This is a genomic window from Shimia fortis (genome assembly GCF_040225985.1).
GTDB lineage: Bacteria > Pseudomonadota > Alphaproteobacteria > Rhodobacterales > Rhodobacteraceae > Shimia.
This window is the reverse complement of record NZ_JBBPEU010000002.1, coordinates 616,127-627,591: the sequence shown is the minus strand read 5'-3', so window position 1 is coordinate 627,591 and position 11,465 is coordinate 616,127. Positions and strand designations below refer to the sequence as shown.

The following is an 11,465-nucleotide window of genomic DNA, read 5'->3' as shown; positions in this document are numbered from 1 at the left end:
ATCTGGGGGTAACAGGATGGTGACAGTATCCGATTGTTTTTTCAGGAAGTCCAGCCGCCCACGGTTGAGTTCACAACCCCAGAACGCGCTTGGCCAGAGCCCGCGTGATCGGACGTTGCTCGGCCAGCGACGCGCGGTCCAGCGCCTCGACAATCCGGCGCGCGCTTTCGAAAGACCGATCCATGTTCTTGACAAGATAAGGGATCGTGTCGGGGTGGGGCGTCAACTGGCGGTCGGCGAACTGCTTGGCCATGATGACGCTGAGCAACATGTCGTCGGGCTGTTCCAGGGCGGCCACGGTCGTGCCCTGCATCCGGCTTTTGAGGTCGGGCAGGTCAAGCCCCCAATGCGCCGGTTCGCCTGCCCCTGTCAGCAACAGGCTGTGCCCCTCGGCCAGCGTCAGGTTGTGCAGATGGAACAGCGCCTTCTGCGCCGCGCCGTCGCCGACGATCTCGGGCACATTTTCCACCGCGACGGGGCCTTGTGCCAGATTGGGCACATCCGCCTCTGCAAGGTCTCGCGCCGCGATCACGCGCGCACCGCTCTGGGCGGCCCAGACATGGGCCAGATGGGTCTTGCCCGACCCTTTGGGGCCCACCAGCAGCAATTTGCCCCCGGGCCAGCCGGGCCAGGCGTCAATCAGCCCCAAGGCCATCACATTGGCGGGGCTGACAAAGAAATCATCGCGCCCCAATGCAGGGCGCACGGGCAGGGTCAGGCTGAGTTGTTCAGGCATTTCCGGGGCCTCAATCATCCCTCAGGGACTGGTCGCCGGTGTAAAGATAAGACCGGGTATATTGCCCGATAAAGAACCGCGCCAGCACGCCCAGCACCGCCGCCACGGGCACCGCGACCAGCATCCCGACAAAGCCGAACAGTGCGCCAAACACCGACAGTGCGAACAACAGCCAGACGGGATGCAACCCGACCGAATTGCCGACCAGCTTGGGGGTCAGGAAATTTCCCTCAGCCACCTGTCCAATCACAAAGATAGCGGCGACAAGGCCCAGCGACACCCAGTCACCCCAAAACTGGAACAGACCCAGCCCGATCGCCAGTACCCCGCCGATCAGCGCCCCGAGATAGGGGATGAAGGTCACCGCACCGGCAAAGAACCCCACGGCCAGCCCGAAATTCAGCCCCACCATCATCAGCGATACGGCGTAGTAAGTACCAAGGATCAGACAGACGGATCCCATGCCGCGCACGAACGAGGCCAGCGTCTTGTCGATCTCCGAGGCCAACCGGCGGACCACCGGCGCATGTTCGCGCGGCAACAGGTCGTCGACCCGCGCCACCATCTTGTCCCAGTCCAGCAGCAGGTAAAACGCCACCACCGGCACGATCACCATCAGCATGACCACATTGACCAGCGACGCCGCCGAACTCAGCACGCCTTGCAGCAGCGCACCACCCTTTTCCTTTACCACGTCGCCGATCGAAGACAGGGTCTGATGCATCACCGAGTTTTCGTTCAGCAGATCGGGGAAACGCTGCGAGATGAAACTGCGCAGATCGCGCATCAGCTCGGGCATGATGTTGAACAGGGAAATGGTCTGCTCGATCAGTACGGGCAATACGGCCAGCGTGCCGACAAGAAAGATCAGGATCCAGAACAGGGTAATGATGACTGTCGACATGACCCGCGACAGGCCCATCCCTTCCAGCCGGTCGGCGACCGGGTCAAGGAAATAAGCAATCGCCCCGCCAAGCACATAAGGCAACATGATATCGCCGAGAAACCACAGCGACAGCACGAAGACCACGGCGAAAATGCCCCAGTATTTCATCTGTTGATTGATGGTCATGCGTCTGTCTCCCGCGTCCTGCCCGGTTGTTGCCTCCTCTTGTTGCCCATGGGGCGGCGTCATGCAAGGGGAATGGACAGATGCCGCAGCCCGTGCTCTGATCCTGCGTAACCAGCGGTCACTTGCGGGAGAAACGCCATGAATGAAAGCTTTGATCTGGACGGGTTCGTCGACGCGTTGCGCCATGCCGCCCTGCAAGAGGACGCCCCGAAGGCGCTGCGCCGCCTGATGGACGAGGCCGTGTCCGACAGTGATCTGATGGCTGCCGCGATCCCCGATTTCGGCGAGGATCTGATCCTGTTCGAGGATGACACTGTGTCGATCTGGTATTGCCACTTCACGCCCGGCATGACCGTGCCGCCCCATGACCACCAGATGTCGGCGGTGATCGGCGTGTTCCGCGGGCAGGAACGCAATGACTTTTTCGAACGCGCCCCGGATGGCGGGTTGCAGAAAAGCGCCGAGGTGGTGCTGGGGGCAGGGGATGCCCTGTCCATCGGCCCCAGTGCGATTCACGCGGTGACCTGCACCAGCGCCACGCCCTGTAACGGCATTCATGTCTATACCGGGCGCCTGACCACGGTCACCCGCAGCCTGTTTGATCCAAAGACGGGCCGGGCCATCCCCTTTGACGACGCAAACTACGAGGCGCTGATGCGTCCGGACGGATGAGGGGCGCAGATTTCCCGTAAAAATCTGCCCGCCACAGGATTTTCCAGAAAATCCTGTCCGCCCTTGTCTGGCGTCGCGCAAAGCCATAAACGGAAGGCCAACACCGACCTTTTTGCCGAAGAGAGCCAAAATGCGCCTGTCCCGCTATTTCCTGCCCGTTCTGAAAGAAACGCCTGCCGAGGCGCAGATCGTCAGCCACCGCTACATGCTGCGCGCCGGCATGATCAAACAGCAATCCGCCGGCATCTATTCCTGGCTGCCGCTGGGCTTCAAGGTGCTGCGCAAGATCGAGAACATCGTGCACGAAGAACAGATGCGCGCCGGTCATATCCCGATCCAGATGCCGATCCTGCAGGGCGCGGACCTTTGGCGCGAATCCGGTCGCTATGACGATTACGGTCAGGAAATGCTGCGCATGCAGGACCGTCACGGCCGCGACATGCTCTATACGCCGACCGCCGAGGAAATGGTCACGGACATCTTCCGCAGCCACGTGTCGTCCTACAAGGACCTGCCGCTGACGCTTTACCAGATCCAGTGGAAGTTCCGCGACGAGATCCGCCCGCGGTTTGGCGTGATGCGGGGCCGCGAATTCTATATGAAAGACGGCTATAACTTCGACCTCACCAAGGAAGATGCGCTGCACGCCTATAACCGTCACTTGGTCAGCTATCTGCGCACCTACGAACGCATGGGCCTGCAAGCCATTCCGATGCGGGCCGATTCCGGCCCCATCGGCGGGGATGACACCCACGAATTCCTCGTGCTGGCCGACACGGGTGAATCCGAAGTCTTCTATGACAGCGCCGTCACTGACCTCAGCTTTGGTGACCGCGAGATCGACTATGACAGCGTTGAGCAATGCGCGGGCGTGCTGGAAGAGTTTACCTCGAAATACGCGCGCACGGACGAAACCCATGACGAGGCCCTGTTCAACGAGGTGCCCGAAGAACGCCGCCGCGTGGCCCGCGGCATCGAAGTGGGCCAGATCTTCTATTTCGGCACTAAATATTCCGAGGCGCTGGGGGCAGAGGTGCAGGGGCCGGACGGCAAGAAAACGCCTGTGCATATGGGCAGCCACGGCATTGGCGTGTCGCGCCTTTTGGGGGCCATCATCGAGGCCAGCCATGACGACAAAGGTATTATTTGGCCCGAGGGTGTGACCCCGTTCCATTGCGGGATCGTGAACCTGAAACAAGGCGACGGCGAGGCGGATGCCGCCTGTGAGGCGCTGTACAAGTCGCTGACCGCGCTGGGCCTCGAGCCGCTTTACGACGACCGCAAGGAACGCGCCGGGGCCAAATTCGCCACGATGGATCTGATCGGTCTGCCCTGGCGCATCACCGTAGGGCCCCGGGGCCTCAAGAACGGGGTTGTGGAACTGACGTGCCGCCGCACAGGTGAAAGCGAAGAGATGCCCCCCGAACAGGCGGTGGCCAAGATTGCCGCGATCTACGAAAACCATCGGGTGCACGGCCTTTAAGGCGTGATCCGATTGTGCGCGCCTGTGGCGCGCGCAGGGTTTGCAGGCCCCTTCGGGCCCTGCGGTGTGCCTACGGCGGAGGTATTTTGACCAAGAAAAAGAAGGGGCGCCTGCAAGCGCCCCTTTTCATTTGTCGTGTTGGCACCAGATCAGGCCAGCAGGTCGAACATGCCGTCCTGCGTGCGCACCATGATCGAACTGTTGTCGGCCCCATCAACCAGCGCGAACAGGATGTGACCGTTATAGTCGACAAAGGCTTCCTGGATCGCGTCGTTGCCTGCGGCTTGACCACCCGGTGACACAGCGTCGTTGAAATGCACGACAAAATCGTCCGCGGTAACGCCCGAAAGCTGGAACTGGAGATAGTCGCCCTCGGCATGCGAGAAGTCCTGGATCCAGTCGGTGGCGTGGTCGGCATGGGCCGTGTGATAGAACCGGTCCGCCCCATCACCGCCATTCAGGCGGTCAAAGCCCCAGGCCCCGTGCAGGAAGTCGTCCCCGTCGCCGCCAAACAGCGCATCCGACAGCGAACCGCCAGTCAGGAAGTCATCCCCGGCCTGGCCCACCAGCTCGTCCGAGCCGGAGCCGCCGAAGATGGTGTCATGGCCCGCTTCGCCATAGACAAGGTCATTGCCCGCGCCCGAGTCGATCATGTCATTGCCGGCCCCGCCAAAGATGACGTCGCGCAGGTCCGCCTCCGTGCTGCCGGAATAGATCATGTCATCGCCATCTCCGCCCGCGACCGTGTCGGCCCCGTCGCCCGAGCGCAGCGTGTCCATGCCCTCGCGGCCCAGCAACAGGTCATCCCCGCCGCCAGTCATGCCGACATCATTCCCGTCGCCCGCCAGCAGCACGTTGTTGCCCCCGCCCAGATCGGCAAGGTCATTGTCCGCGCCCAGATTGACGGCGTTGTCCTCGTCCCCGCCAAAGACCAAGTCCACGTCATTTGATCCGTCCGAGACCAGAAGGTCAGCCGGGATCAACACGCCATCGATCACGTGCACGATACCGTTACTGGCTTGAATGTCGGTGGCAATGATGCCCGGATCCGGCAGGTCGGGGTCGGCATCGCCAAGGCTGGCGCCGTTCACGCTCAGCATGCCCGACTGCAGGGTCGTGATCATGTCGGACGAAAGCACCTGGCTGGCTTGCAGCGACTCTCCGGCGACATGGTACAAAAGCACCTGCGACAGCAGGGGCAGGGGATCTCCGCCCCCGCTGAACAGCGACAGGGCGCGCAGGATCACGTCGGTTGCGCCTGCCTCGTCCATGCCGGCATAGCCGAGGGTCTGCGCCAGCGACAGGAAGGCGTCGTCATTCGGGGCAAAGACGGTCAGGTCGGCATTGCTGTCGGCCAGCGCGCTGCCCAGACCGGCGGCAGACACCGCCGTATGCAGAATGTCGAAGTCGCTGCCGTTCATGTCAAAGCTGCCTGCCATGCCAGACGCCGCGACGATCTCGACGATCGAAGGTGCGTCATTGCCGGGCAGGTCCGCGGGCAGCAGCACGCGGTCAATCACATGCACGATGCCGTTGTCGGCCATCACGTCAGTGGCGATCAGCGAGGGGTCGATCAGGTCGGGCTCGGCGTCGACAAGGGTCGGGTTGTCAAAGGTGATCGTCCCGCCGCCCAGCGGCATGACGGTGCCCGCCTGCGCCACGGCCGCCGCGTCCAGCGCGCCTGACGCGACGTGATAAAGAAGCACGTCGCGAATCGTTTCGGCGGGTAGGGCGCCGACGATAAAGGTTGTCACGGCATCTGCATCCGACGTGTCGCCCATGAATCCCAGATCCGCCGCCAGTTGGCCAAACGCCGCGTTGGTGGGGGCGAAGACCGTGAAGGATCCGCTTTCATCCGCCAGGGTTGCGACGAGGTTCGACCCCGGTAGGGCGCTGTCCACATATTGCAGCGCCGAGACGAGGATCGAAAAATTGCTGTCGCCCACGGCGACGTCGGTGATGGTTGGCATTGGTTTACTCCTCCGTTGGAATGCTGTCTTTACGAAGCGCGGCAAAATTTGGTTCATCACGACACTGTCACGTTCCTGTGAGTCCGCCGTCGCGCCTGCTCACGCGGCGCTGCTTGACCCTCTGAGCGCCGCCCAATAGGTTGGCCGCAAACACCAAGCCGGAGCAGTCATGGCAGGCACACCTCCCCCTTTTGCCCCGTTCGAATGGATGATCGCGTGGCGCTATTTGCGCGCCCGCCGCGCCGAGGGCGGCGTCAGTGTGATGACGTGGATCAGCCTGATCGGGATCACGCTGGCGGTGTTTGCCCTGATCGCGACGCTGGCCGTGCGCTCGGGGTTCCGGGCCGAATTCGTGGATACGATCCTCGGGGCGAACGCACATGTGACAGTGTATCAATCCGGTGTGGTGGACGAGACCGGGCGCCTGACCCGCACCATCGACAATTACGACGAGATGGCCACGGCCCTGCGCGCCGTTCCCGGCGTGACCCGCGCGGCACCGCTGATCAAAGGGCAGGTCATGGCCAACCTGCGCAGCCGCAATGCAGGCGTGCAGGTGTTCGGCATGAGCGCCGAAAACCTTTCACAACTGCCCCGGATTGCGGACCCCGAGACAGGGCGTGGCGATCTGGAGCGATTTGATGACGGCATCGCAATCGGAGCGGGCGTCGCCCAGAGCCTTGGCGCGATGGTGGGCGACCGGATCAAGATCATTTCGCCCAACGGGGTGAAAACCGCCTTTGGAACCTCTCCCCGCATCAGCGCCTTCGAGGTGGTCTATATTTTCTCGGCGGGGCGCTTTGATATCGACAATACCCGCGTCTACCTGCCCTTTGCCGAAGCGCAGAACTTCTTTGGACGCGAGGGGGTAGCGGATGAAATTGAAGTGATGGTTGAAACGCCGGAGGCGGTGGACGAAATCGTGCTTGACCTGATCCGCGCTGCCGGAGACCGGGCGCTGGTCTGGACGTGGCGGGATGCGTCGGGCGGGTTCCTGCGCGCACTCGAGGTCGAGGACAACGTGATGTTCATCATCATGTCGATCCTTGTTCTCATCGCCGCGATGAACATCGTGTCGGGCCTGATCATGCTGGTCAAGAACAAGGGGCGCGACATCGGCATCCTGCGCACCATGGGGCTGACCGAGGGCACGGTGTTGCGGGTGTTTTTCATCTGTGGGGCTTTCACCGGTCTGATTGGCACGGTGCTCGGGGTGACGCTCGGGTGCCTGTTCGCGATCTATATCGACCCGATCTTTTCTTTCGTGAACATGGCGATGGGGGGCGGGGTCTGGGATCCGTCGATCCGTGGAATCTATCACCTGCCGGCCAAGCTCGAGGCGGCGGATGTGCTCAGCGCGGTGGCCCTGTCGTTGGGGCTGTCTTTCGTTGTCACCATTTTTCCAGCGCGTCGGGCGGCGCGCATGAACCCGGTCGAGGCGTTGCGATATGAATGATGTGGTGTTGCGCCTTGAAGGGATAGAGAAGCGCTATAACAAGGGGTTGCCGAGCGAAGTGAATGTCCTGCGCGGGGTCGACCTGACCCTGCAGGCGGGCGAGGTCGTGGCGCTGGTCGCGCCGTCGGGCGCGGGGAAATCGACGCTTTTGCATATTGCAGGGCTGCTGGATTCCCCCGATGCGGGCACGGTTGAAATCGGCGGCGCGCGGCTGGACGGCAAATCCGACCGGCGGCGCACCATTGCGCGGCGGCAGGACGTGGGCTTTGTCTATCAATTCCACCATCTGCTGCCCGAATTCACGGCGCTGGAAAACATCGTTCTGCCACAGTTGGCCAATGGCACGGCACGGGCCGACGCCGTGGCCCGCGCGCAAGGCTTGCTGACAGGCGTGGGCGTGGGAGAGCGGGCCGATCACCGTCCGGCGGCGCTGTCTGGGGGCGAACAACAGCGGGTTGCCTTTTGTCGGGCGCTGGCCAATGCGCCGCGCGTGCTGCTGGCGGATGAACCGACGGGCAACCTTGACCCGGACACCTCGGATCAGGTGTTCGGCGCGCTGATGTCGCTGGTGCGGGACACCGGGCTGGCCGCGCTGATTGCGACCCACAACCTTGACCTAGCGGCGCGCATGGATCGGGTGTTGCGGATGGAAAACGGTGCACTGACCCCTGTCACATAACAGGCAAAATTTTGTACAAACCAGACATCTAGCCTCGCAGGCTTGTACAAATCGAACAATTTTCCGGTTTTCACTTATGCCTGTTGGGTCAGCCAGACCCCCGCCGCCATCAGCCCGATCCCGCCCGCGCGTGTCAGGGACAGCGGTGAAATTTGCGCACCGAACAATCCGAAATGGTCGATTGCTGCGGCCGATATCAACTGCCCCAGCAATACGAAAAAGACTGCATTCCCAACCCCGAACTTCGGCGCCACAAAGGTGATCGACAGCACATAAAAGGCCACAAGGACCCCGGCGAGAAACAGGTGTTTCGGGGCGTCTGCGGCCTTGTGCAGATGGGTGGCGCCCCCGGTCAGCAGCAGCACGACCACCGTGCAGAGCAGGGCCACGCAAAACAGGATCGTGCCCGCCGCCACTGGCGCGCCAAGCCGTTGTCCAAGGGCGGCATTCAGCGCCGCAAGCACCGGGATACCAATCCCTGCGGCCAGCATCACACTGGCATATGTGGTCGTTGCAGACATGCTAAATCCTTATGGTACAAAGAAAGTTGCTGTCGCCGTGGCCACGACTTTGTCAGAAGGCAGCGCCGTCATCGTGGCCTTGCAGAAGATCAGCGCCTTGCCCGCGCGCACGATTTCGGCGTCACAGCGGATCATGTCGCCGACGCCGGGGCGCAGGAATTGCGTGTCGAGATTGGTGGTGGCCACGGGGCGAGCGGCCTGCAAATGTCCAAAGGCCGCAAATACCATGCTGGTGTCGGCCATCGCGGCCAGCGCCTGTCCCGAGATAATGCCGCCCACGCGTGCCAGATCGGGGGTGATCGGCATGGTCAGGGTCGCGCCTTGGGGCGAGATATCGGTGATGGTCAGATCTAACGCTTTGACCCAAGGGGCAAAATTGTCTTCCAGAAACTGTTGTGCGTCCTGCGGTGTCAGGCTCATATGCTCCTCCGTCGATGTAATGTCTCGACAATGGCGCGGTGTTGCGGGATTGTCATCCTCATATGACACGGGTCAAGGAAGACCCGGCGGATTTTTGGCAGGGTCGGACGGAACAAGTCGGGGAACAGGATATGCGGTTGATATGGGGTGCAGCGGTTTTCGGGGCGATTGGCATCATGACCGCCTGTGCGCAGATCGGGGTGTCCGGTCAGGCGATCTATAACGAACACTGCGCCATGTGCCACGGCCCTGGCGGCAAGGGTGATGGAGATTTTGCGGGTAAGCTGTTGAAATTGCCTCCAGATTTGACCGTGTTGACGGTCGAGAACGGTGGCACCTACCCGCGCTTGCGCGTGACCGAGGCCATCGCGGGCAAGGGGCGAGGCGATCATTTCAGCGGTGCAATGCCCGAGTTTTCAGAGATGATGGGCACGGGCGCAATGGCCGATGCCCGACTTGAGGCGGTGGTGGACTATCTCGAGTCCCTTCAGGTCTCTGGCTGAACCAATCAGAGGAGGTGGACATGAAGCATGTTGTCATCCTGGCGGCCCTGGGCCTTGCGGCCGATACGGGCTGGGCAGCGGATGTAGCGCGGGGTGGTGCGTATTACGCGGAACACTGTGCGACATGTCATGGAGTCGATCTGGACGGCGCCGGGCCGATGGCGGGCGTGCTGACGATCAAGCCCACTGACCTGACAGCCCTTGCGCGACGCAACGCGGGGCTGTTCCCCACCCAGCGCGTGGCCGAACGGATCGACGGGCGTGACCCCTTGGTTGCGCATGGCAGTCCGATGCCGGTCTATGGGTTCTTTTTCGAGGGGCCGACCACGCGGGTCAAATTGCCGGAAGGCGGCAGTTTGAAAGTTAGCCGTCCGGTGGCGGATCTTCTGGCCTATATTGGGGCAGCACAGGACTAGGGGCGTAGGACGCGCCTTATTCCGCAGGCTGGAACCCTTCGATCAACTGGCGCAGACCGATGGCCGCGCCGGCAAAGATCGCGAGAAACGTGACTGGCGCCGAGATTGCCAGCAGCGAAAAGGCCGTGATCCCCTGACCCACGGTGCAGCCGATGGCGAGAATGGCCCCGGCCCCCATGATGATTGCACCGAAGATCTGGCGGCGCAGCTCGCGCGGGTCTTCGCAGGCCTCCCACCGGAAATGGCCTTTCATCATCGAGCCGATGAAAGCCCCAAGCCAGACCCCGGCGACCGATCCGACCGCAAAGGACAGGGGCCGCACCGAGCCGTTCATGGCAAACAGGATGGATTCGCCGACGGGCGCCGAGAAGCTGTGCGAGACAAGCTGCACTCCGTCAAATCCGTTGGTGGCGACCCACTGGCTTCCGGCCCAGCCCGAGACGATGGCGGCGGCCACCATGAGGGCCCAGAAGATTGCCTTGACGTCTTTCCGCATTTCTGACGACCACAGCGCGGCGATCATGATAAGCGCACCGATGGTCATGCCCACAGGGGCGGCGGCCAGTCCAGTCCAGTTGCCGATGTGGTGGGCGATGCCGGGCGGGACCGGGGCGGTGACGTCGATTTGCGGGAACAGCCAATTGCGCAACGGGGCAAGGGGGCCTGCCAGCACCACATAGGCCGATACGCCCATCACCAGCACGATCACAAAGCTGCGCAGGTCCCCGCCGCCAAGACGCGCAATCGCGCCATAGCCGCAGTTTCCGGCCAGTGCCATACCATAGCCGAACATCAGCCCGCCGATGATAGAGGCTACGGGCATCCAGCGGATCGAGAAATAGAACGAGGTTTCCGCCTCGAGAAATCCGGTGCCGATCAGGGCAAAACTGCCGACGATGGCCCCGCCGATCGCAAGGGCCCACATGCGCATCCGCAGATCGCTGCCGCCATATAGAAGGTCTTCGATGGCGCCCAGCGTACAGAACCGGCCAAGGCGTGCTGCAAGGCCAAGGACGATTCCCCCAAGCATGCCGAAAAGGGCGACAAGATTATTGTCGCCGATCCTGTCCAAGAGTGTTTCGAGCAATGCCAGCATGAACCGGAGCCTCCCTGATGCCTGACCGGTGCGGGTCACGACATCGGGTGCGGACGCCGGACGGAGTTATTCGTCGTCGCTGCAGAAGAGATCGTAGACCACTTCCAGTATACGGCGCGGACGGTGATCCGCCAATCGGTAATATATGGTTTTGCCTTCGCGGCGCGGCACCACCAGACCTTCGAGGCGCAGGCGGGAAAGTTGTTGCGATACAGCGGCTTGTCGGGCGGACAGTAGGTCTTCAAGCTCGGTCACGGATTTTTCACCGCTGACCAGATGACACAGGATCATCAATCGGCCCTCGTGGCTGATGGCCTTGAGGAAGTTGGAGGCATTGGTGGCGTTGACCACCATACGGTCCATTTCTTCTTCGCTGATGTCGTCCGAGAATACCGGAAGCGCCATGGTCTTTCCCCTCGTCAGTGTTGCGCGCCCCGCATG

13 protein-coding genes are annotated in these 11,465 nt (G+C 62.2%); 6 read left to right on the top strand and 7 right to left on the bottom strand.

Annotated features, from left to right (window positions below; genetic code table 11):
* Nucleotides 1-70: 70 nt before the first annotated feature.
* Both WNE31_RS06360 and WNE31_RS06355 read right to left on the bottom strand, forming a co-directional pair.
* Nucleotides 71-736: an HdaA/DnaA family protein gene (locus tag WNE31_RS06360; protein WP_349978863.1), complete on the bottom strand. Its 666-nt coding sequence runs from the start codon at nucleotides 734-736 to the stop codon at nucleotides 71-73.
* Nucleotides 737-746: 10 nt separating this feature from the next.
* Nucleotides 747-1,808 carry an AI-2E family transporter gene (locus tag WNE31_RS06355; RefSeq protein WP_349978862.1) on the bottom strand — a complete coding sequence of 354 codons (1,062 nt, stop codon included), beginning with the start codon at nucleotides 1,806-1,808 and terminating at the stop codon, nucleotides 747-749.
* A 138-nt stretch (nucleotides 1,809-1,946) separates the two neighbouring features.
* Here WNE31_RS06355 and WNE31_RS06350 point away from each other — a divergent pair, with 138 nt between their 5' ends.
* Entirely contained in the window at nucleotides 1,947-2,480 is a 534-nt protein-coding gene (locus WNE31_RS06350) for a cysteine dioxygenase family protein (RefSeq protein WP_349978861.1), read from the top strand.
* Nucleotides 2,481-2,610: 130 nt separating this feature from the next.
* On the top strand, nucleotides 2,611-3,963 hold the full coding sequence (proS, locus tag WNE31_RS06345) for a proline--tRNA ligase (RefSeq protein ID WP_349978860.1): 1,353 nt from the start codon (nucleotides 2,611-2,613) through the stop codon (nucleotides 3,961-3,963).
* Nucleotides 3,964-4,112: 149 nt separating this feature from the next.
* Here the strand turns inward: proS and WNE31_RS06340 are convergent, their stop codons facing one another.
* On the bottom strand, nucleotides 4,113-5,933 hold the full coding sequence (locus WNE31_RS06340; protein ID WP_349978859.1) for a fasciclin domain-containing protein: 1,821 nt from the start codon (nucleotides 5,931-5,933) through the stop codon (nucleotides 4,113-4,115).
* A gap of 169 nt (nucleotides 5,934-6,102) precedes the next feature.
* On the opposite strand from WNE31_RS06340, the gene WNE31_RS06335 reads away from it, so the two are divergent.
* Nucleotides 6,103-7,389, top strand: a complete 1,287-nt coding sequence (locus tag WNE31_RS06335) for a lipoprotein-releasing ABC transporter permease subunit (protein ID WP_349978858.1) — start codon at nucleotides 6,103-6,105, stop codon at nucleotides 7,387-7,389.
* Nucleotides 7,382-8,068 carry an ABC transporter ATP-binding protein gene (locus WNE31_RS06330; protein WP_349978857.1) on the top strand — a complete coding sequence of 229 codons (687 nt, stop codon included), beginning with the start codon at nucleotides 7,382-7,384 and terminating at the stop codon, nucleotides 8,066-8,068. Before WNE31_RS06335 ends, WNE31_RS06330 begins: the two co-directional genes overlap by 8 nt.
* Nucleotides 8,069-8,142: 74 nt before the next feature.
* Here WNE31_RS06330 and WNE31_RS06325 read toward each other — a convergent pair whose 3' ends face one another.
* Nucleotides 8,143-8,589 (bottom strand): DMT family transporter, encoded by a 447-nt coding sequence (locus WNE31_RS06325; protein ID WP_349978856.1) that lies wholly within the window; start codon nucleotides 8,587-8,589, stop codon nucleotides 8,143-8,145.
* A 9-nt stretch (nucleotides 8,590-8,598) separates the two neighbouring features.
* The gene (locus WNE31_RS06320) at nucleotides 8,599-9,009 is read right to left on the bottom strand and encodes a PaaI family thioesterase (protein ID WP_349978855.1); all 411 of its coding nucleotides are present in this window, start codon (nucleotides 9,007-9,009) and stop codon (nucleotides 8,599-8,601) included.
* 131 nt (nucleotides 9,010-9,140) lie between these two features.
* Between WNE31_RS06320 and WNE31_RS06315 the strand changes: the two genes are divergently transcribed.
* Nucleotides 9,141-9,512 carry a c-type cytochrome gene (locus WNE31_RS06315; RefSeq protein WP_349978854.1) on the top strand — a complete coding sequence of 124 codons (372 nt, stop codon included), beginning with the start codon at nucleotides 9,141-9,143 and terminating at the stop codon, nucleotides 9,510-9,512.
* A 20-nt stretch (nucleotides 9,513-9,532) separates the two neighbouring features.
* Nucleotides 9,533-9,928 (top strand): c-type cytochrome, encoded by a 396-nt coding sequence (locus WNE31_RS06310; RefSeq protein WP_349978853.1) that lies wholly within the window; start codon nucleotides 9,533-9,535, stop codon nucleotides 9,926-9,928.
* Between the two features lie 16 nt (nucleotides 9,929-9,944).
* Here the strand turns inward: WNE31_RS06310 and WNE31_RS06305 are convergent, their stop codons facing one another.
* Together WNE31_RS06305 and WNE31_RS06300 are read right to left on the bottom strand one after the other, a co-directional pair.
* Nucleotides 9,945-11,024, bottom strand: a complete 1,080-nt coding sequence (locus WNE31_RS06305) for a YeeE/YedE family protein (RefSeq protein WP_349978852.1) — start codon at nucleotides 11,022-11,024, stop codon at nucleotides 9,945-9,947.
* Between the two features lie 66 nt (nucleotides 11,025-11,090).
* Nucleotides 11,091-11,429 carry an ArsR/SmtB family transcription factor gene (locus WNE31_RS06300; RefSeq protein WP_349978851.1) on the bottom strand — a complete coding sequence of 113 codons (339 nt, stop codon included), beginning with the start codon at nucleotides 11,427-11,429 and terminating at the stop codon, nucleotides 11,091-11,093.
* Nucleotides 11,430-11,465: the final 36 nt, after the last annotated feature.